General features: G+C 52.2%; 18 protein-coding genes. 4 read left to right on the top strand and 14 right to left on the bottom strand.

Annotated features, from left to right (window positions below; all coding sequences use genetic code 11):
- Window positions 1-87: 87 nt before the first annotated feature.
- On the top strand, window positions 88-891 hold the full coding sequence (locus L2725_RS12315) for a crotonase/enoyl-CoA hydratase family protein (protein WP_249249236.1): 804 nt from the start codon (window positions 88-90) through the stop codon (window positions 889-891).
- On the opposite strand, the gene L2725_RS12310 is transcribed toward L2725_RS12315, so the two are convergent.
- Window positions 892-1779: a DUF3530 family protein gene (locus tag L2725_RS12310; RefSeq protein ID WP_249249235.1), complete on the bottom strand. Its 888-nt coding sequence runs from the start codon at window positions 1777-1779 to the stop codon at window positions 892-894.
- Between the two features lie 120 nt (window positions 1780-1899).
- On the bottom strand, window positions 1900-4806 hold the full coding sequence (gene rapA, locus L2725_RS12305; protein ID WP_249249234.1) for an RNA polymerase-associated protein RapA: 2907 nt from the start codon (window positions 4804-4806) through the stop codon (window positions 1900-1902).
- Window positions 4807-5453: 647 nt separating this feature from the next.
- Between rapA and L2725_RS12300 the strand changes: the two genes are divergently transcribed.
- Together L2725_RS12300 and L2725_RS12295 are read left to right on the top strand one after the other, a co-directional pair.
- Window positions 5454-6848 carry a PhoH family protein gene (locus L2725_RS12300; RefSeq protein WP_115137568.1) on the top strand — a complete coding sequence of 465 codons (1395 nt, stop codon included), beginning with the start codon at window positions 5454-5456 and terminating at the stop codon, window positions 6846-6848.
- Window positions 6849-7039: 191 nt separating this feature from the next.
- Window positions 7040-7909 carry a BRCT domain-containing protein gene (locus L2725_RS12295; RefSeq protein ID WP_249249233.1) on the top strand — a complete coding sequence of 290 codons (870 nt, stop codon included), beginning with the start codon at window positions 7040-7042 and terminating at the stop codon, window positions 7907-7909.
- 411 nt (window positions 7910-8320) lie between these two features.
- Here L2725_RS12295 and dmpG read toward each other — a convergent pair whose 3' ends face one another.
- From dmpG to L2725_RS12280, 3 genes are read right to left on the bottom strand one after another with little or no spacing between them, the layout of a single operon-like run.
- Window positions 8321-9340, bottom strand: a complete 1020-nt coding sequence (dmpG, locus tag L2725_RS12290) for a 4-hydroxy-2-oxovalerate aldolase (RefSeq protein ID WP_249249232.1) — start codon at window positions 9338-9340, stop codon at window positions 8321-8323.
- A 14-nt stretch (window positions 9341-9354) separates the two neighbouring features.
- On the bottom strand, window positions 9355-10275 hold the full coding sequence (locus tag L2725_RS12285; protein ID WP_249249374.1) for an acetaldehyde dehydrogenase (acetylating): 921 nt from the start codon (window positions 10273-10275) through the stop codon (window positions 9355-9357).
- A gap of 32 nt (window positions 10276-10307) precedes the next feature.
- A complete protein-coding gene (locus tag L2725_RS12280; protein WP_249249231.1) occupies window positions 10308-11093 on the bottom strand; it encodes a fumarylacetoacetate hydrolase family protein in 786 nt (261 codons plus the stop codon).
- Window positions 11094-11260: 167 nt separating this feature from the next.
- Here L2725_RS12280 and L2725_RS12275 point away from each other — a divergent pair, with 167 nt between their 5' ends.
- Window positions 11261-12178: a LysR family transcriptional regulator gene (locus tag L2725_RS12275; RefSeq protein WP_249249230.1), complete on the top strand. Its 918-nt coding sequence runs from the start codon at window positions 11261-11263 to the stop codon at window positions 12176-12178.
- 9 nt (window positions 12179-12187) lie between these two features.
- On the opposite strand, the gene L2725_RS12270 is transcribed toward L2725_RS12275, so the two are convergent.
- From L2725_RS12270 to L2725_RS12230, 9 genes are all read right to left on the bottom strand, one after another.
- The gene (locus L2725_RS12270) at window positions 12188-13156 is read right to left on the bottom strand and encodes an alpha/beta hydrolase (RefSeq protein ID WP_249249228.1); all 969 of its coding nucleotides are present in this window, start codon (window positions 13154-13156) and stop codon (window positions 12188-12190) included.
- Window positions 13157-14017 (bottom strand): tryptophan 2,3-dioxygenase, encoded by an 861-nt coding sequence (kynA, locus tag L2725_RS12265; protein ID WP_249249227.1) that lies wholly within the window; start codon window positions 14015-14017, stop codon window positions 13157-13159.
- A gap of 2 nt (window positions 14018-14019) precedes the next feature.
- Window positions 14020-15390: an FAD-dependent oxidoreductase gene (locus tag L2725_RS12260; RefSeq protein WP_249249226.1), complete on the bottom strand. Its 1371-nt coding sequence runs from the start codon at window positions 15388-15390 to the stop codon at window positions 14020-14022.
- Complete coding sequence (gene kynU / locus L2725_RS12255; RefSeq protein WP_249249225.1) at window positions 15383-16693, bottom strand: kynureninase; 1311 nt, start codon at window positions 16691-16693, stop codon at window positions 15383-15385. The genes L2725_RS12260 and kynU overlap by 8 nt, the downstream gene beginning before the upstream one ends.
- A 19-nt stretch (window positions 16694-16712) precedes the next feature.
- The gene (locus L2725_RS12250; RefSeq protein ID WP_249249224.1) at window positions 16713-17483 is read right to left on the bottom strand and encodes a 2-keto-4-pentenoate hydratase; all 771 of its coding nucleotides are present in this window, start codon (window positions 17481-17483) and stop codon (window positions 16713-16715) included.
- A gap of 75 nt (window positions 17484-17558) precedes the next feature.
- Complete coding sequence (locus L2725_RS12245) at window positions 17559-18587, bottom strand: amidohydrolase family protein (RefSeq protein WP_249249223.1); 1029 nt, start codon at window positions 18585-18587, stop codon at window positions 17559-17561.
- The gene (locus L2725_RS12240; protein WP_249249222.1) at window positions 18584-19141 is read right to left on the bottom strand and encodes a 3-hydroxyanthranilate 3,4-dioxygenase; all 558 of its coding nucleotides are present in this window, start codon (window positions 19139-19141) and stop codon (window positions 18584-18586) included. The genes L2725_RS12245 and L2725_RS12240 overlap by 4 nt, the downstream gene beginning before the upstream one ends.
- Window positions 19142-19200: 59 nt before the next feature.
- Window positions 19201-19635: a RidA family protein gene (locus L2725_RS12235; RefSeq protein ID WP_115137579.1), complete on the bottom strand. Its 435-nt coding sequence runs from the start codon at window positions 19633-19635 to the stop codon at window positions 19201-19203.
- A gap of 59 nt (window positions 19636-19694) precedes the next feature.
- Window positions 19695-21158, bottom strand: coding sequence for a 2-hydroxymuconic semialdehyde dehydrogenase (locus L2725_RS12230; protein WP_249249221.1), 1464 nt, complete (start codon window positions 21156-21158; stop codon window positions 19695-19697).
- Between the last annotated feature and the right edge of the window lie 259 nt (window positions 21159-21417).

Below are 21417 nucleotides of genomic sequence, written 5' to 3'. Positions count from 1 at the left end.
TGCTGAAGCGCGGCAGTTTAACAAAGTCTTTGCATTTTGTATTCAAATCGTTCTACTGTGGCCAATCCAGCCCGGTAGGAGAACCCTATGTCATTGAAGTACGTGGCTTTTGAAGTCAAAGACCAGATCGCCTTCGTTACCCTTAACAGGCCTGAGAAATTCAATGCTCTTAACTTTCAGATGTTCCTCGATATCTGTGAGGCGCAGCGACAGATCCGCCGGGACTCCAGTATTCGAGCCGTTATTCTGACCGGGGCAGGAGGTAACTTCAGTTCCGGGTTGGATGTAAAAAGCGTGATGAAACAACCTATGCAGGCGGTTAGGCTACTGTTTAAGTGGTTGCCGGGTAATGCCAATCTGGCTCAGCGAGTCTCCATTGGCTGGCAGCGCTTGCCGGTTCCTGTCATTGCCGTGCTTGAAGGTCACTGTTATGGCGGAGGTATGCAGATCGCCCTTGGCGCTGATATGCGTTACGCCTCGCCGGGCAGTGACTTCTCCATTATGGAGGCCAAATGGGGGCTGGTGCCGGATATGGCCGGACTGGCAATGTTGCGCAGCATACTTCCAAGAGACAAGGCACTGGAGCTGACGCTGACGGCAGAGATATTGTCGGCGCAGCAGGCTGCAGAGTATGGGCTTATCACCCGGGTTTATGAGCAGCCCGGCGCAGAGGCCCTGGCCATGGCAGACAGAATCAGGCAAACCTCACCCGATGCGGCCGCGGCAATTAAACACAGTACCCACAGGAGTTGGCTGGCCGGCGTCAGGAGTCTGCTGGCGAGAGAGTCCTGGTATCAAATCCGTTTGCTTGCAGGGCGTAACAGTAAGATAGCGGCCAGGCGTCAAACCAAAGACCCGGATAAGGCCTGGTCTCAACGTCAGAGCTGGTAATCAGCGGATCAGGCTGGTGTAGGCAAACCCTTTAATCGCTTTGGAGGCATGCTGCCAACTGCTGGGCAGATCCAGGTTGAGAGACAGCTTGAGCTGGCGATATTTGGCTGGTCCCTTGGTGCGGGTAAGATTGCTTCTTTGGGCCAGGGTTTCCCGGGAGGCGGGGTGGCCATCAGGAGACTGAATATCCAGCACAGGTATCTCCAGTTCCGCCAGCGCTTTAACCAGTGCCGAATTGGATTTTTTCTCCGGCAAAAAGGGATTGAATACGACCAGCAGATCCGGCGTATTCATCTGCTTGGAATGCAGCAGCTCTATCACCATAGCTGCCGTCTGGTTGCTGACCACCAACACACGCTTTCCGGGATACTCACTGCCTATGGTGTCCAGTTGTGCCAGCGAGGCGGTGACACTCTTTTGCCTGTCTTCAATAAACTCCCTCATTTGCTGCTGGGTGAAACCTGGTGTGGCGCTGACCGAAGCCAACTCAAGCTGGCCTTCTCCGGCTTTGGCAATGGATTCCGCTGTGGTGGAGAAACTGGCTCTGGGCAGCGGAGTCGGGGAGGTGAGGTTAAGGCTGGCCCAGCCATCAGGGTTGAGTGAACGTCGCAGGTGGGCGATCAGACCCGGCGTGTCAGGCACCTGACCTGGGTTGGCCAGCAGTATGACTGCGCCATATTGATGTTTGCCTTCCCATGCCCTGACCAGCACCTGTTGTGCCTGTCCATCCACATCGATGGCGTGCAGTTCATCATCGGGCAGATAGCCATAGCCCGGCTGCGCTGTGGCGGGCTGATAGCTGAGGGTCTCGGCGTGGCCACTCGATAACAACAGAGTCGACAACACAAAGGCAAAGGTGGATCTGAGCACGTAAAAATCCTTGTACATGATTTCCAGAAAAGCCCAACAGGCGTTGGCGGGAGTCATTCCCTTCGATTGAGTATATCAAGAATAGCGGCACAAATAGGAAAAAGCCCTGCGCAGGGCAGGGCTCTTTTAATGCGAAGATCAGGCGTGGCTGACCAGTACCAGACGAATAGCGTCCAGCTGCAGGGCACAATCATCCAGATAGCGTTTCAGCTCAACCATCTGATCACGCAGATAGTCCAGCTCTTCTTCACGGATGTTCGGGTTAACGGCTTTCAGCGCTTCCAGACGTTCCAGCTCAGCGGTCAGCTGAGTAGTCATGGTGTCACGGGCACCGTCCAGCAGGGTGTCCAGCTCAACCTTGGCCACTTCATCAGCTTTGGCCAGCAGTGGGTGCATCAGAGTCTGAGAAGCGTTGACCAGCTTACTGCCGATATGACGGTTAACCGCACTCAGCTGACGGTCAAAGTTGTCATAGTTAACGTTGGCAGACAGGTTGTTACCTGTCTTATCCAGCAGCACCCGGATAGGTGTCGGTGGCAAGTATCTGTGTACCTGACTGGCTTTCGGCGCAGAGGCTTCAGCCAGATAGACCAGTTCAAGGAACAGGGTACCGGCTGGCAGCGCCTTGTTCTTCAGCACAGCCACACTGGTGCTGCCGGTTTCTGAACCTGTGATCAGATCCAGTGCCGTCTGTACCAGAGGGTGCTCCTGGGTGATCAGCGCAATATCGTCACGAGACAGAGCCGTATCACGGTCGAAGGTCACTGTGATGCCATCCTCCGGCAGACCCGGATAGGTTGGGAACATCATATGCTCACTTGGACGCAGGATAATGGTGTTCTCGCCACTGTCTTCCTGATCGACACCGATAATGTCCCACAGGCGGATAACCGCGCCAATCAGGCCTGTATCATTGTCACGACTGGACAGACGCTCAACCAGCTCCTGTGCACGGTGACCACCGTGAGAGTTGATCTCCAGCAGCTTGTCGCGGCCCTGCTCCATTGCCTGCTTCAGCTCTTTGTAGCGGCTCTGGGTGTGGTTCAGCAGATTGGTCATGGCATCTGCATCATCTTCAATCAGAACCTTAACCAGCTCCTCTTCGAATTCGCTGAAGAGCACATGGCCACTTGGACAGGTCAGTTCAAAGGCATTCAACCCCTGGTGATACCAGGTCAGCAGACGCTCCTGAGCCGTGCCTGTCAGGTATGGCAGGTGGATCTGCACATCGTTCTTCTGACCGATACGGTCCAGACGACCGATACGCTGCTCCAGCAGGTCCGGGTTGAGTGGCAGGTCAAACAGCACCAGATGGCTGGCAAACTGGAAGTTACGACCCTCAGAGCCAATTTCAGAACAGATCAGTGCCTGGGCGCCACCCTCCTCCTGAGCGAAGTAGGCACCGGCCTTGTCGCGCTCAATAATGGACATGCCTTCGTGGAATACTGTGGCCTGAATACCTTCACGGGTACGCAGGGCCTCTTCCAGCGCCAGAGCGGTCTCTGCCTGGCTGGCGATAATCAGCACCTTCTTGGAACGATTGTTCTTGAGGAAATCGATCAGCCAATCCACACGTGGATCGAACTTCCACCATCCGGCATTGTTCTCATCGAACTCCTGGTACATCTTTTCAGGTGCCAGTGCCATAGAGATCTTTTGCTGCAGGCTACGATAGCCGCCCATCATGGAGTTAACCCGGGCTGCAGTGACATACTCCTGTGGCATGGCGTGCGGATGAGGGTGGAAAATACGTTGTGGGAAGCCTTTTACCGAAGCGCGGCTGTTACGGTATAGCACGCGGCCAGTACCGTGACGGTCCAGCAGCTCCTGCAGCAGTTCGCGGCGGGCAGCCTCTTTCATCTCCACGTCCACTTCATCTGCCTGGATCATACGGATTGCCGGGGCGATATCTTTCTCTCCCAGCAGCTCAGTCAGGCTGTTAATGGCGGTGTCAGACAGCCTCTCATCACCAGCCAGCGCTTCTGCGGCTTCGGCAACTTCTTTGTAGCTGTCTTCCTCTTTGATAAAGGCTTCGTAATCGTAGAAACGATCCGGGTCCAGCAGGCGCAAGCGAGCAAAGTGACTTTGATGACCCAGCTGATCTGGGGTCGCTGTCAGCAGCAGTACGCCCGGAACCACTTCTGCCAGTGATTCGACAGTTTGGTAGGCGCGGCTTGGTTCATCTTCAGACCATTCCAGGTGGTGGGCTTCATCCACAACCATCAGATCCCAGTCAGCGTCCAATGCCTGCTCAAGGCGGCGTTTCTTGCGCAGCAGTTCCAGTGAACAGATCACCAGCTGCTCAGTGTAGAAAGGATTGTCATGCTCGGCGAAAGCCTCAACACAGCGATCTTCGTCGAACACGGCGAAGCGCAGGTTAAAGCGGCGCAGCATCTCAACCAGCCACTGATGACGCAGGGTATCTGGTACGATAATCAGCACGCGCTCGGCGCGACCTGTCATCAATTGCTGGTGGATAATCAAACCGGCTTCAATGGTCTTACCCAGGCCGACTTCATCAGCCAGCAAAACCCGCGGAGCGAAGCGGCGACCCACTTCATGGGCAATCCACAGCTGGTGAGGAATAAGGCCGACACGCGGGCCCTGCAGTCCCAGTACGTCTGAGCTGGCCAATTGGTGACGCAGCAGCTGGCTCTTGTAACGCATGGTAAAGCGGTCCAGACGATCAATCTGGCCGGCAAACAGGCGGTCCTGAGGCTTATTAAAGCGAATATTGTGATTCAGCAGAGTTTCACGCAGCTCGATGGTTTCACCGTTGTCACTGCGGGTGCCGAAGTAGAAAACAAGGCCGTCCTTTTCCTCAACGGAGTCGATCTTCAGTGTCCAGCCTTCATGACTTTCCACGTCGTCACCCGGGTTGTAAATCACACGGGTAAGGGGGGCATCGGTGCGGGCGAACATGCGGTTCTCACCCGTGGCCGGAAACAGGACTGTGACCATGCGGCCTTCAACCTGTACCACGGTCCCCAATCCCAGTTCTGATTCTGTATCGCTGATCCAGCGTTGACCTAAGGCGAACGGCATAACTAACTCTTTTCTCCGGCACATTTCACAAAGGGCGCGTATGGTATACCCAAGCCACTTGGGGATACAAGTCGGCGACCACGGCTAAATCCACTCCAAAACCGGGCTGACAGCAAAGAACTGCGGTCAAATCGGGCTTTGAGGAATTTGTAGGCTTCATAAAAAAGATGCACTGGCCATGCATTCGACTGATTTTGTCTTGGTCGGGTCAGGGAAACTGAGTTGTCTGCAGGAGGACATTGCCGACAGGTCACTGCAGATTGCTGACAGATCAACGACATGGAAATTGGCGGTTGAAACCGCAAAGTGCTGACTGGGAAACACATACCAGATAGCCTCCGCTGGGGAGATATTACGGGCGGAGATCCAGACTAAATCCCATTGGCAGAGATTACAAATGAAGCTTTGCAAATTACAGCTGAAAGGAGTTTTGTCTGCCTCAGTCTGGCAGTCATCTTGTTGTCATATAGGTGACACTAAACTGAGATGTACCGAGTGAAAAGTCAGTTGAGCTTTGGCCGTATTGATGCCACTATTAACATAAAGTAAACATTTGTCCCGACGACAAAAATGTGGAAAAGGAGGCACAGCAGCTGCGGTAAGAACTCGGTTAATCAACACTGGCAACATGCTGGAATGGAGGCGCCATGGAGCAAGACGGCAGAAAGTTGTTTGTACTGGATACCAACGTACTTTTACATGAACCTTTAGCCATTTACTCTTTTGAAGAACATGATGTCGTCGTACCGATGACAGTTCTGGAGGAACTCGACCAGATAAAAGACAGAAAGCGCGATGTCAGCCGCGACGCCAGAGTCGCCATTCGTGCACTTGAAGACGCCATAGGCGGACTGACCACACCTGAACAAATCGTCAACGGCGTCCCCCTGCCAAGCCGTGAAGGACAAACTGCGGCATCCGGCAAATTAGCTATTTTCCCCGACCACCAAATCGATTTCACCATAGGCACTCTGCCAGGTGACAATAACGACAACCGTATTATCAACACTGCACTCCACCTGCAAAAGCAGTACAGCCCACGTTCCGTGGTACTGGTCACCAAAGATATCAATATGCGCCTCAAGGCCAAAGGTGCCGGTATGGAACGGGTCGAGGACTATCGTACCGATCAGCTGATCGACGATATTCGCTTCCTCACCACGGGCTTCTATCAATATAAGGGCAACTTCTGGGAACACCTGAATCGCGTATCTACAGCGCGTCAGGGTCGCAATACAGTGCATGAGGTACCGTTGAAGGAGATGGATGAAACGCCACTCTATGTCAACCAGTACCTGATAGACGATGAGTCTGATTTCTGTGGTCGTGTGGTCGACCGGGATGATGAACAGGTACATATTCTGGATCTGGGCCGCAACCGGCTGTTGAATCAGGAGGCCTGGGGCGTTAAGCCCAAAAACATCTATCAGGGTATGGCGATGCAAGCGTTACTGGATCCAGATATCGATCTGGTGGTGCTCACCGGTCCCGCCGGGTGTGGTAAAACCCTGCTGACACTGGCTGCGGCATTGGAGATGGTGGTGGAGCGTAACCAGTACGAAAAGGTCATTGTGACCCGCAGTACCCCGGAGATTGCCGAGTCCATCGGCTTCCTGCCCGGTACTGAAGAGGAGAAGATGATGCCCTGGCTGGCCGCTGTGACAGATACCCTTGAGGTATTGCACAAACATGATGTGAATCCGTCCGGCAGCATGAATTACATCATGGAAAAGGCCAATATCCAGTTCAAGTCCATCAACTTTATGCGCGGACGTTCCATCCAGAATTCCATTGTACTGCTGGATGAATGTCAGAACCTCACCGCCTCGCAAATCAAGACCATGATTACCCGCATGGGCGAAGGCACCAAACTGATCTGCTGCGGTAACCTGTCGCAGATTGACTCCAACTATCTGACTGCCGTGACATCGGGGTTGACCTACATAGTTGAAAGGTTCAAAAACTTCGAAGGCAGTGCCAACATCTACCTCAACGGCGTCGTACGTTCACGCCTGGCAGAATACGCCGAAGAACATCTGTGATATTCAGGTAGCCTTGACGGTAAAAACCGGACTTTCTTAAGTCCGGTTTTTTGTTTTTGGTACTTAGAGATTGTTGAGCGAGTTAAGTATCAAATGTTCATATGAATCTGTGTGATTGATGTAACTCACTGTAACTTATTGTATTAGATGTAAGGATAAGGAGGTTTTTATCTAAACAAGGGATTGAGTTAATGGATGTCAGTAAAGCGATAAATTACAAGGCTAACAAATGTAAGGCGTTTACTACGTTGTATGGAATTTTGAAGGGAATTGATGCGGATAAGACGCTGAAGAATGAGGAGGTCCTGTTTTTAGGCAGTTGGCTAAAGGAACAAAAGTACCTTCCCAGAGATGGCGATGTACTGGATATCGAAGATTTGATTACGGATATTCTTGATGATGGAATAATTACCCAGGATGAAATGGATGACTTGAGGTCTTTATTACGAGATGTCGTTGACTTTAACGACTGTGCCGTTATCGGCTCCGACGAAGCTGTGAATCAATTGATAGGCTTCATGAAGGGAATCACTTGTGATAACACTCTGAACGACCGAGAAATATCGTCCTTAGCTGACGCCATAGCCTCGTTAGGGCTGGGAGCAGAAAACAGCGTGATATCCATAGTCACACGGAAGTTGGAGCAGATTCTTGCTGATGGCGTTGTTACTGACTGCGAGAGGCTTGAGTTATTGAATCTATTAAAGCGGGCAAGTGGTCAAGAGTTTATGGAGACAGGGGCCGCTGAAGGATGTGCGCTGTCTATTGTTACTGAAAATCTTCCTTTTCAATCGATTTCCGGTGTGACAGTTTGTTTTACCGGAACGTTTAGTGGTCAGTCGCGAAAAGATATCCAAAAAATAGCAACCCTTCGCGGTGCAATTGTTTCCAAGTCGATAACTCAGAAGCTAAATCTGTTGGTGGTTGGCGGCGAGGCATCTCGTGATTGGAAGTTCAGCAGTTATGGTAGGAAAATCCAAACAGTTTTCGAATTGCGAGATAAAGGGTTTGAGATTCACATTATTGATGAGCCCACATGGACTGCTCTGGTAGACGGATGACTCAATAGCTATCTCTGAGTTAGCAGATTACACCATTCCCCATTGAAGCGGCTGCAGTGAATCGATTCAAATGCCGTGGGCGAGACATGGGCGAGTATCGCGAAGCGATAAGCTCACGAGCGCGAGGTAGGATAACCGAGCGGGGAGTGAAGGACATGGATGTGCTTCGTCGAGCCAGCACCAGTCGAATCATGGACGAGCGTCTGGTGCGTTAGGTAATTTGAAACGTATTCACAAAGGGTTGTCCGCTTCGTTGGGGTCGACGGGGGATTGGAAAGGGGGCCAATCGAAATGGCCCTCTTCCCCGGGTGTGGGCTGGAAGCCCGCGATGTTCACGGAATAAGGTTTTACTCAGAAGGTAAAACCCTTGATACCGCGACAGCAAAGCAGGACTGGAAACAGTCCCTATAACTACTTTCCCTTGGCCAGGTTGATGGCGACATCTTCAATCATATCTTCCTGGCCGCCTACGGTTTTCATTTGTCCCAGAGTCAGCAGTATCTGTTCTGAGGGGACGCCGTACTTTTCGGCGGCGCGTTTGGCGTGGAGCAGGAACGACGAGTAAACACCGGCATAGCCCAGTACCAGAGAATCCCGATCAACCCGTATGGGCTGATCCATTAAGGGCACGACTATCTCCTCTGCCGCTGCCATCAGCTTAAATACGTCTACTCCAGTGGTTGCTCCCATACGGGTAGCGACAGCGTTGAATACTTCAAGAGGGGTATTGCCCGCTCCGGCTCCCAGTCCAGCGGCTGAGCCGTCGATACGGCTGGCTCCCGCCTCGACGGCTGTCAGCGAGTTGGCGACACCCATCGCCAGGTTATGGTGTCCGTGAAAGCCGATTTCGGTTTCCGGTTTTAATCCTTCCCGCAAGGCTGAAATACGCGCATACACGTCATCCTGCAGCATATAGCCTGCAGAATCTGTGCAGTAGATACAGTTGGCCCCGTAACTCTCCATCAACTTTGCCTGCTCCAGAAGCTCTCCGGGCTCAAGCATATGGGCCATCATCAGAAAACCGACAGTATCCAGCCCCAGATTGCGGGACAAAGCGATATGCTGCTCAGTCACATCGGCTTCAGTACATTGGGCCGCAACCCGAATAGTGCTGACGCCCAGCTCATGGGCCATACGCAGATGATTTACTGTGCCAATTCCGGGCAGTAGCAGGGCAGATATCCTGGCTTGCTTCATCAAGGGAATAACGGCTGACAGATACTCTTCATCGCTGTGCGCCGCGAAGCCATAGTTGAGTGAGTTGCCGCCCAGGCCATCACCATGGGTGACCTCAATTAAGGGCACTCCGGCATCATCCAGTGCCGTGGCCAGGCTAATCATCTCTGTCAGGCTGATTTGGTGGCGTTTGGCGTGCATGCCATCGCGCAGACACATGTCGTGGAGGGTGATCTGTTTGTTATTGATATTCACTTTGATCCCCTCATCTATTCGATATGAGTCTGTGGCTGGCCGCTCAGCTGTCTCGCCAGCATTTCACCTGCGCCAAGCGCAGCCGAAGTCATGATGTCCAGATTGCCTGCATATTCAGGTAAATAGTCTCCAAGGCCTGCCACCTCCAGGAAGACTGACACCCGATTGCCATCGAATACTGGCCCATTTTTAAGGCGATAACCGGGCACATACTGCTGTACCTGTTTCACCATGGCTAACACTGAGTCTGTAATTGCCTGCTGGTTTGGTGTGGTTTCGGTAAGGCAATGCACTGTGTCCCGCATCATCAAAGGTGGCGTGGCCGGGTTCATGACGATAATGGCTTTGCCCTGTTTTGCGCCACCAAGCTGTTCAATGGCGCTGGCAGTTGTCCGGGTAAATTCATCAATGTTTTTGCGGGTTCCGGGGCCTGCCGATTTGGAGGCGATGGTGGCGACAATCTCGCCATATTCAACGCCCTGAACCTGGCTTATTGCGGCAATAATGGGAATGGTGGCCTGACCGCCACAGGTCACCATATTGAAGTTATTGATTGGTGATGCTTGATTATCGGAGGCCATCAGGCGTTCCAGGTTGACCGAAGGAATGCAATAAGGGCCGATTGCTGCCGGTGTTAAATCGATTACCTTCACCCCTTTGCTCTGCAGCTTATCGTTGTGCTCACGGTGGGCGTAGGCAGAGGTAGCGTCAAAGGCGATCTGAATCTTGTCGGCTTCCACATGTCTGAGCAGTTCATTAATACCTGCGTCACTGGTTTTCAGCCCCAGCGACCTGGCCCGCTTAAGGCCGTCTGAGTCGGGGTCGATCCCTACCATCCACTCCGGGTTTAACATCGGGCTTCTAAGCGCCTTAATCATCAGGTCTGTTCCGATATTCCCGGAGCCAATGATGGCGATATTGACTTTGTTATTCACCATTTGCTGATTTCTCATTATTGCTGAAGTGCTCAGATAAAGCGGTAGCTGGCGCCGCCAATCCCTTCGATTTCAACTGTCATATCATCGCCGGGCTGGCAGGGGATCATGGCCGCAAGCGAACCGGATAAGATGATGTCTCCGGCATTCAGGCTGATGCCGTAATTGCCCAGTGTATTGGCCAGCCAGGCGACGCACTTGAGCGGTGAGCCCAATGCCGCGGAGCCCTGACCTCTGGCAACAACCTCGCCGTGGTTTTTAATCACCATCTGGCAGTTTTCAAAATCCACATCCTGAGGAGAGACACGCTCGCGCCCCATCACAAAGATGCCGCAGGAGGCATTGTCGGAGACCGTATCTTCGATTTTGATTTTCCAGTCCTTTACCCGTGAGTCCACGATTTCAAAGCATGCCGCGACACTGTCTGTTGCATCGAGCACATCCTGCTCTGTGACATTGGGACCCTGTAAGCTCCGCTTTAAAATGAAGGCGATTTCCCCCTCTGACTTGGCCTGAATAAGCGGGCTGGCGAAGGGGATCTCACTGCCGGATTCGAACATCATGGCATCAGTTAAAAAGCCGAAGTCAGGTTGATGTACCCCCAGCATCTGCTGGACCACTTCGCTGGTCAGGCCGATCTTTTTACCTATGACACGTTCGCCATCATTGAGTCTGTGTTGCAGGAAATGCAGAGAGATTTTATAGGCGTCGTCCAGGGTCAACTCTGGCTCCCGCTCCGTTAACGGGGGCAGCATTTTCTGGGCGCGCATTGCCTGATATAGCTCCAGTCCCAATTGCTCCAGCTTTGCAGACTTCATTCGGTTTATTCCTGTGGTAGAGGCACTTACTCCAACTTGATAATCCCAAGCTACTTGATTATGTTTTATAAAAATAATTGAATTAAGTTTTAGGAATAATTCATTTTCTGAATGTGTTTGATAGCGGTCCTGATATTCAGACTTAATATGAATTGAGCGGGTAATTTATGGATATCTCTAAGATTCAGCTTAATATCAATCACCTGAAAATGATTTGTACGATTGCCAAGTCGGAGACTGTGAAAGAAGCGGCAGAGTCGCTGTTTATCACCCAGCCCGCGCTGAGCAACCGAATTCGCGAAGCAGAGCGCCGTCTCGACACCGTACTGTTTGTCCGCCGGGGCAGGAAGCTAATCATCTCCAATGCCGGTAAGCGTTTACTGCACTCAGCCCAGAAAATTCTCGATGAGCTGGGGCGGGCCGAATATGACATCGCCCGTTTATCCGATGGTATAGAGCAGGTTCTGAGGTTGGGTCTGCCCCAATATGCTTCCTTTAAATGGCTTCCGGCCGTTACCCGTTATTTCGCTTCCGATTTACCCCATATCGAATTGGAGATTACCGCCGCTTCACAGCCGTTGAATGCTCTGTTCAATGGTGACGTGGATATTGCGATGATCTCAAGCGCACAGAAAAGTCTGTCACTGGATGACAATCTCTATGAGTCGAGTTTCCTGCTGCAGGATGAGCTAATGGCCTGTTTGTCACAGGACCATGAAAAGGCGAACCGTCAGTATCTGTTGGCTGAAGATTTCAGTGATGAAACTTATATCACCAACTCCATCATTCCCGAGAAAGACAGGGAGTATGAGCTCTTCTTCCAGCCGGAAAATATTCTGCCGAGGAAGGTGCTTCAAGTGGGGTTTAATGAGGCGATTATTGAATTGGTGAAGGTCAATTATGGCATCACCATAATGTCAAAACACCTGATGTCTCCCTATCTGGAGTCCGGCGCGATAACGGCTGTGCCACTGGGAGAAAAAGGGCTGAATATCTACTGGCATCTGGTGTATCTGAAACAGAGTAAGATCGCCAGACCTGCCAAGCAGCTCAGTGCTATCCTGCAGCAGTACGCCAGGGGATAGTGGGCAGCTCTACTCGGTGTTCATTTGACGCTGCACTTGTTTAAATAACCAGGAGTTTACCTGACCCAAATCCAAAATGACGTCGAAGTGATTGCGTTGGGATATCTCACCCAGGGTCAGCTCAAAACCTTCCTGCTCCAGTTGTGTCTTCATCATCAGGCTCTGGCGCTTGAACTCATTGGTTTCGTTATCACCGTAGGCAATGATCACCGGGCACTGTTGTGGAGTGGCGTGGTTCAGAGGACTGTTGGCTTCGACCTCCTGAGCCGTTAATTGCAGCGGGTTATTAATTGTTGTGTGCAGCAAAGGCTCAATATCATAGATCCCGCTTACTGCGCAGACTCCCCGGATATCAGGGCTCTTCAGTTGGCTGTTTGGCTGCGATTCTGGTTGGCACCGGGGCTTTTCGTTTATCCCTGCGCCATCGAGTTGGGACAGGTACTCCTGCCAATTGGTTTGCAGCATCATCAGGCAAAGATGCGCCCCGGCGCTGCTGCCAGACAGATAGATCTCATCCGCATCAAATCCCAGCTTTTCTGCATTGGTGGCAAGCCACACCAGTGCCCTGCGATTTTGCTGCACGATTTCAGTGAGACTGGCTTTGGGGGCCAGACTGTAATTGATCACCGCAAAATAGTGTCCGGCCTGTTGAAAGGCTGGGGCTGCAAAGGAAGATTCATCCTTGCTCAGCTCCTGCCAATAACCGCCATGTATGTAGACCTGGAGTTTTTTTCCAGCCTGAGTTCCGCTTTGGCTGTTGTTGTTATTGGCTATTGCGTCTGGCAGGTAGAGGTCGAGAACCTCATCTTCACTGGCGCCATACTGTATCGCCCTGATGACAGTGTTATTGGCGATAGCCTGCTGGGTTACTGCCTGGCTTTGGTCACAGTATTGCTGAATATAAACATTGATATCCTCAATGCAGCTACTGGGGGAGTACTCCCGTTCGAACCAGGCTTTATCACGATGCTCTATCATTCAAAGGTGTGTCCTTAGTTCAAACAGCTCTGGAAAGAAGCTGATATCCAGTGCTTTTTTAAGAAAGCCAACCCCAGATGAACCACCGGTTCCCATCTTGTTGCCGATAATTCTCTGTACCGCATACATATGCTTGAAGCGCCATTGCTGGAAGGCATCTTCAATATCAATAAGCTTCTCAGCCAGTTCATAAAGCTCAAAGTGAGCATCTGCGTTGCGATAAACACTAAGCCACGCGTTCAGCACTGAAGTGTTGGCCTCATAGGCTTGTGTCACGTCCCGGTTAAGCACTGACTCATCGATAGTCAGTCCCCGCTGGTGCAGTATCTTAATGGTCTCGTCATACAGGCTTGGCCGCTCCAGTACCGCCTTCAGCTCACTGTGTACTCTGGGGTTACTCTCATGAACCTTAAGCAAAGAGGTGTTTTTGTTCCCCAGTAAAAACTCAAGCTTTCGGTAGCCGTATGACTGGAAACCTGACGAACGTCCCAGTGCATCGCGAAACTTCAGATAATCCACCGGGGTCAGGGTTGAGAGGATGTTCCAGGATTGGGTCAGCTGATTCAGAATATGCCTTACCCGGGATATCACCTTAAAAGCGTGGCTGAAATCCCCCTCCTGAATATTGGTTATCATGGTTTCCAGTTCATTCCCCGCCAGCTTCAGCCAGAGCTCACTGGTTTGGTGAATGATGATAAACAGCATTTCGTCATGGACTTCCGACAGCGGGTGCTGCGCCGACAGGATCTGGTCAAGGCAAAGGTAATCACCGTAGGACATATCATCCTTGAAGTCAGTGTGTATGCTATCTTCCATCTCCCGGCTGTTGGGGCGAACCGGCTTATTCAGTGGGCATGCCATAGTTATTTCTCCAGTTTCGCCAATGCCAGTTTGTGCATTAGTTGGTAAACATGGGGTGATTGCCACTCTTGATGAATATTTTCCAATTGCATGATCTCATCCATGATCTCAGTTTGAATGTCGCCAATGGCCAGTGCTGAGGCGTATGGCAAATGGGGCGAGAAGGTCACCATCGAATACAGAGGCACCCATAGCTCTGGATACATGTTACTGAATTGCTGCTCAATTTTTTTACGCAGCAGGAAATTCTTGTCACCGGACAGGTCACTCATTTCAACAAAGTTGCGTTTTGCCAACTCAATAATGGCATCGCCATTTGGCTTTCTTTCTCTTTGATAAGCCGCAAGAATCGACTCCCAATTTCCTTCGTGTTGCGCAACCAGTTCACTGAGTACCCGGCAATCTTCAAACCCACAGTTCATCCCCTGACCGTAAAACGGCACCATGGCATGGGCGGCATCACCAATCAGTCCAACCTTGTTATTGAATACCCAGGGGTAGATATGAACCAGGCAGAGAGGCGAAGCGGCCTTGGACATAAAGGCGTCGACGGGGTTGGAGAGCAGGGGCAGGGCATCGGCAAAGTTCTGCTCGAAAAAGGCAGTGACTTTTTCCTTGCTGTCCAAAGACTCAAATGAGGTGTCACCCTCCTGATCCAAAAACAGGGTACAGGTAAATGAGCCATCGGTATTGGGCAAAGCGATGAGCATAAAGGCTTTTCGAGGCCAGATATGGAGAGCATTTTTCTCCATCTTATGGCTGCCATCGGCGTTGGGCTCTATGGTCAGCTCAATATAGCTTTGCGGCATATACTCAAGGCTGTGGCTGATCCGCTGGCGGGGCAGCTCCTGAGCCAATCGACGTACCTTGGAGAAGGTGCCATCGGCCCCAAACAGCAGGTCTGAATTATGGGTTACAAGCCCGTTGTCTTTGGTTGAGAATCTGGCTTCCAGTGAGTCGAAGTCCAACTCTTTAAGTCTGTGCTCAAAGTGGAGTTCAATTAAGGGTTCCTGCTCTGCCAGGGAGATTAGCTGCTCATTGATGCCCGCTCTGGATACCGACCAAATAGCCTGCTCGTCCTGACCATAGGGCAGTCTGGTCAGCTGCCCCTGGGTATCGTGCATAACCCTGCAATACATGGGGATCGCATGTTCGCGAATAGTGTCACCCACTCCCACGGCTTCCAGTGCCAGCCAGCCCCGGTCCGACAGCGCCAGGTTGATTGACTTGCCCTGGTAAATATTGGCTTTACGGGAGTCGGCTCTGGATTCAAACAGGTCAACTCTGTAGCCCTGCCTGGCCAGCATCACTGCCAGCAGTGCTCCGACAGGTCCGGCACCTGCTATGGTGATATTTTCCATCTGCTTATCCATTTGTTCTCCAGCCGTTTGTCTGCCAGTTGTGGGCCAATGACTTCAGTGTCTGCCCCAGCTGATAAACATCTTCAAAACAGTTATAGAGTGGTGTCGGCGCCAGTCTGATCACGTCGGGCTCTCTAAAGTCGGCGATAACACCTGCTTGTGTCAGCGCCTGGAAAAATTCTTTATTGGTGCCAGCCAGTCTGATTGAAAGTTGGCAGCCCCGGCGGGCAGGATCTGTCGGTGTGATGATTTCCAGATTGATATCGGGAAACTGGCCGATGACATCGTTGAACACAAATTCCAGATAGGCGGTCAGCTTCAGGCTCTTGGCTCTGAGCACATTGATGTCCGCCTGCTGGAAGATATCCAGAGAGGCTTTCAATATTGCCATGCCCATCACGGGCGCATTACTGAGTTGCCAGCCTTCGGCGCCGGACATGGGCTCAAAGTGATTCTCCATCAAAAAGCGTCGGCTCTTGTTGTGTCCCCACCAGCCACCAAAGCGGTTGATTTCCGTATTGTCGCCGTGGCGGTCGTGAACGAATATACCGCCCACATTACCTGCACTGGCATTGAGGTATTTGTAGGTACACCAGGCTGCAAAATCCACATCCCAGTCGTGCAGCTGCATGGGCACATTGCCAATGGCGTGGGCAAGGTCGAAACCGGCCAAAGCGCCGACTTTGTGGGCGGCTTCTGTGAGCCTGCGCATATCAAACAGCTGACCGCTAAAGTAATTCACGCCGCCGAAGAACAGCAGGGCCAGCTCATCGGCATTGTCGTTCACTGCCGCAATAATGTCCTCTTCGCGGATCAGGTACTCGCCCTCGCGGGGGGCAATTTCAATGATGGCTTCGTCAGGATCAAAGCCATGATGACGAACCTGAGTCTCCAGCAGATAACGGTCAGACGGAAACATCTTGGCTTCACTGATGATTTTGAAGCGCTTTGCTGTTGGCTGATAAAAGGAAACGAACAGCAGATGCAGATTGGTGGTTAACGAGTTCATGCAGACCACTTCTGACTCGTTGGCACCCACCAGTTGAGCCGAGGCCGGAGTCAGTATTTCGTGGTAGCTCACCCAGGGGGTGGTGGCATGAAAGTGGCCTTCCACGCCCCATTTGGCCCAATCATCCAGTTCCTGCTGAATATACTCTTTGGCTTTAACAGGCTGCAGGCCCAGCGAGTTGCCGGTGAAATAGAGCACAGGCTTACCATCGATAATCGGATGGTGGAATTGCTGCCGATAGTGAGCCAGTGCGTCCTGCTGATCCATCTCCCGGGCAAAATCGAGTGTGTTGGCGAATCTTGTCATTATTGTTTCCCTGCCTTGATTAAAGCGGTTGAGCCATGGTGCTGAACTGACAGCTTGCCAGTCCGTCTACTTCCACTGAGATGGTTTGCCCCGGTGCCAGTGCCACCGCTGCAGTGGCTGCGCCTGCCAATACAATTTGGCCCGGTTGCAGCGACTCACCATATTCAGCAACGCAGCGGGCGGCTTCGATAAGCGAATTCAGTGGATGGTCCAAAATATCCATGCTGCTGCCCCGCTGCGCCTCGATGCCGTCGACTTTCAGCACCATGGGCAGGTTATCCAGCTGAGTGTCGGCGTCATGCCATGGCCCCACGACATAGCCTGTGCTGGAGCAGTTATCGGCGATAACATCGCTGAGGGAGAACTTGAAATTCTGGTAGCGGGAGTCGATCACTTCGATGGCGCAGGCAACGGCATCAATGGCTGCCAGCGCAGTTTCTTTGCTGACCTTGCCCGACAGGGGATGCTTGAGACGAAATGCAATTTCAGGTTCGGCTCTGGGGTGAACATAGTCGCTCAGACTTATCTGGCCACCGTCGGCAATCATCATGGTATCTGTCAGTCGACCCCAAATCAGATCATCAACCCCCATCTGCTCCATTTTGGCCCGGCTGGTGAAACCCAGTTTGTAACCCACTAATTTTTCACCCCTGAGCAGTCGCAGCCCGATACTGAGCTTCTGCACTTCGTAGGCCTCATGCAAAGATAGCTGGGTCGAAGCAGAGAGTTGGGTGATGCTTTGGGCGTTAGCCGCTGCCTGGTCGAGTTTGTCGGCGAGTTGTTTAAGCATATTCATTCTCACAATGTGTCTTCTTTGTTGGAGGAGTGGCATCTGCCATGGCCATCAAGGCCTTCCACCAAAGGGTTACAGGGTAAAAAACTGTTCGGCGTTATCCGCCAGCAGCTTTTGTTGTGTTTCGGCACACAAGTCATCGGCGCTTTTGATGAGCTGCCCCATTTGTTGTTCTCCCAGAGGGAAGGGGTAATCAGTGCCAAACATCAGTCTGTCCGGCCCCATTTTGCTGACCAGCAGGTTCAGGGCGTCGTGATCAAAGACGGCGGTGTCGAGGAAAAACCGGTTCAGGTAGTGGCTGGGAGGATGCTGTGATTTGCCTCTGGCGATATCTCTGTGGTGCCAGGCATTTTCCAGTCGACCCAACAAAAAGGCGAAGGCGCCGCCGCCATGGGCGAAACAGATTTTGAGTTTGTTGCTGACCCGGTCGAATCCACCGCCCAGTATCATGGAGACGATAGAGAGTTGAGTTTCTGCGGGCATGCCCACAGTCCAGCCCATCATGTAATCTTTGGTGCGGTTTGCCGCCATCATGTCCCAGGGGTGGACGAACACGGGGATCTGCTCATTGGCGCAATGCTGCAAAAAGGTGAGTATCCCTTCGTCATCCATATTTTTATCGCCAACATGGTTGCCTATCTGCACGCCCACATGGCCGCAGTTTTTGGCCCGGCTGGCTTCCATGCAGGAAGCATCTATATCCTGCAGTGGGACTTGAGCCATGCTGAACAGGCGATTATCACCCCGGGCGCAGATATCGAGGGCCGCATCATTGAAAATCTGAGCACAATAGAGGGCCTGTTCAACGGGGCGTTCATAGGCGAACAAAATCGGCGTGGCTGAGATAATCTGCTTGTCGACGCCGTCTCGATCCATCTCTTCAAGGCGTACTTCCGGGTTCCAGCAGGCTTCATACACAGGGCGAAACGCCTTGTCGCCCTTCATCAGCATGGCTTTTCCAGGCTGTTGGGGTTGGTGCACCAGAGTGGAAGGGTTTTGGTTATGATCCAGCCAGGGCCAGTCATCACCACCAAATTTCTGCTGCAGGTTTTCCCATTTCTCGGGAATAAAGTGGGAGTGGATATCAACAATTCTTATCACTTATCTGCTCCGTGCAGGGTGACCCACCCCTTGGGGGGCTCTTTGCCCGGATGCACTTCTCCACACCGGGGGCAGGTGCGCGCCTGCTCATCCTGATAGAAGGCCTGATAGATAGGTGGCAGGTCTTTGACTATGGATTTCAGTGTGACTTCGACTCTGTGCACCAGGGCTTCACAGTTAAAGCAGTACCACTCAAAAGCATCCTTCATGCCTTCCGGACGCTTGGGTTCAATCACCAGTCCAATGCTGCCCTCCATGGGGCGTTGGGGAGAGTGGCGAACATGGGCGGGTAAAAAGAAGATGTCACCCTCCCGGATAAACAGATCCCGGCACTTACCATCCTCGATAACCTTAAGCACCATATCGCCCTTCAACTGGTAGAAGAACTCTTCCACTGGGTCGTCATGGAAGTCGGTGCGTTGATTGGGACCGCCCACCACAGTGACCATCATGTCGGTGTTTTCCCATATCTGCACATTGCCCACCGGGGGCTTAAGCAGATGTTTGTGCTCTTCTATCCAGTTTTGAAAATTAAACGCGGCTAACTTGCTCATCTGTCTACTCACTCAGTTGATTCTTTGCGGCCCCTCATAGGAAGCCTGGCTTGTGACTCTTAACTTTCCCGGGGTTTGTACGCGACCGCCTTACACTCAATCAGCAGGTGAGGGTGGGGCAGTTGGTGCACGGCCACCGTGGTACGGGTCGGGCCATCAAAATCAAAGAACTCGGCGTAAACCCGGTTATAGCCGCCAAAGTCATTCATGTTGACGAGGAAGGTGCTGATCTCCACCAGATCCGATAAGTCGGCCCCCACGGACTGCAGCATGTCGCGGATATTGTTGAGCACAGCTCTGGTCTGCACCTCGATATCCAGATTGGTGGTGCCCATTTCATCCACCTCAACCCCGGCAAAGGAGTTATCCGGCAGACGGCTGCTGGTTCCTGAGATATAGATAAAGTCTCCGGCGCGCTTGAGGTGAGGGAACTTGCCTCTCGGGGTGGCCTTGCCTTCAACTAACTTTGCTGCCGTTTTATCGTTATGTTCCATGGCACTTTTTCTCACTGATTTGGTTGGTAACTGGGGGAGTGCGTGGCTGTATCAACAGCTCAGGGGTCGATCTTGATGCAGATATTGATCGGTTCGCTGTAGAAGGCGAGGGAGTGCTGTCCGCCTTCACGGCCTATGCCAGACAGTTTGACGCCGCCAAAAGGTGCCCGCAGATCCCGCAAAAACCAGGTGTTAACCCAGACCAGACCCACATCCAGTTGCGGGGAAACCCGGTGAGCGCGGGACAGGTTCTCGGTCCACACGGCTGCCGCCAGTCCGTATTGGGTGTTGTTGACTCTGGCAATCACCTCGTCTTCATCTTCGAAGGGGGAGATATGACAAACCGGGCCGAAGATCTCCTCCTGATTAACCCGGGCGGTATCGCTCAGTCCGGTGAGAATCGTGGGCTCAATAAAGGCGCCATTGTCACGTTCATCGTTGAATCTGGGGACCCCGCCGCCGGTCACAAAGGTGGCACCTTCATCTTCGGCCAGACGGTAATAGGAGAGCACCTTCTGTTGATGAGTGCTGGATACCAAAGGACCCATAAACACGCCATCGTCGCAGGGGTAACCTATCTTGAGCTGGTTGGCCTCTTGTTTCAGCCCCTCAACAAACAGGTCAAAAATGGCACGATGAACATAAACTTTCTCAGTACAGAGGCACACCTGACCGCAATTGGTAAAACTGGAACGGGCCACGCCCTTGATTGCCTTGGTCAGGTCGGCATCGGCAAACACTATGGCTGAGTTCTTGCCGCCCAGTTCAAAGGAGATGGGTTTTACCTGATCGGCCACTGACTTCATAATCCGTTTGCCCGTGGCGGATGCCCCGGTAAAGGTAATGGCATCGACCCCTTCGGCAGAGGTCAGGGCATCTCCCACCGCACTTCCCCGACCCAATATCAGATTGAATGCTCCAGCAGGTATACCCACTTCATCCATCACCTGGGCCAGCAGAAAAGCAGTGGATGATGTCTCTTCGGAAGGTTTTAAAATCACACTGTTACCACAGGCCATCGCCGGTGCGATTTTCCAGGTTGCCAGCAGTAATGGCAGGTTCCAGGGGGAGATAACCCCCACTACGCCCAGCGGCTTGTTGACGCTGTAGTTGAGCGCCTTGCTGCCATCGGGCGTTTCAGTGATAAAGGTTTCACCTGAGTTGAATTGAGCCAGATCGGCAAAAAATCGGAAGTTGGCTGTGCCGCGTGGAATATCTATGGTTTGAACCTGATGCAGCGACTTACCTGTGTCGGCAATCTCTGCATCAATAAACTCCTGCTCTCGCTCGGCCATCCTGTCTGCCACTTTGTGGAGCAGGGCACAACGCTGCTTGACCGGCATCTTGCCCCAGGTGTCCTGCGCCTGTCTGGCACTGGCCACTGCGGTATTAATCATCTCCAGTGAGGCTTCATCGATATGAGCGATAACCTGACCGTTAACCGGATTAACGTTGTCGAAAGAGACCCCGCTGGTAACAAATTTGCCGCCGATATAGCTGGTTAATACCGGAAGTTCAGACATTACGCCGCCCTTAAATAGCTCTTGGTTCTACCATTTAAGTTATCGGCTCTTAATCAATAACGATAATTTTATAAATCTTGGTTTTAGATTCATAAAATGAATGTTTAGTTTTAATTAAACCGTCTGTCTGTCCTGTTCCATTTTTGACAGGCGGGAGCATGGCCGAATCAGATTGGCCTGCCCTGATTCGACACGTACCCGGGAGCAGTGAGCATAGTCGCGACTTCTGTGACGCCAAAGGGATACTCAAGCCTGCGTC

Origin of the sequence: Shewanella corallii (assembly GCF_023349125.1) — a bacterium.
GTDB lineage: Bacteria > Pseudomonadota > Gammaproteobacteria > Enterobacterales > Shewanellaceae > Shewanella > Shewanella corallii.
This window is presented reverse-complemented; position numbering and strand designations above follow the sequence as displayed.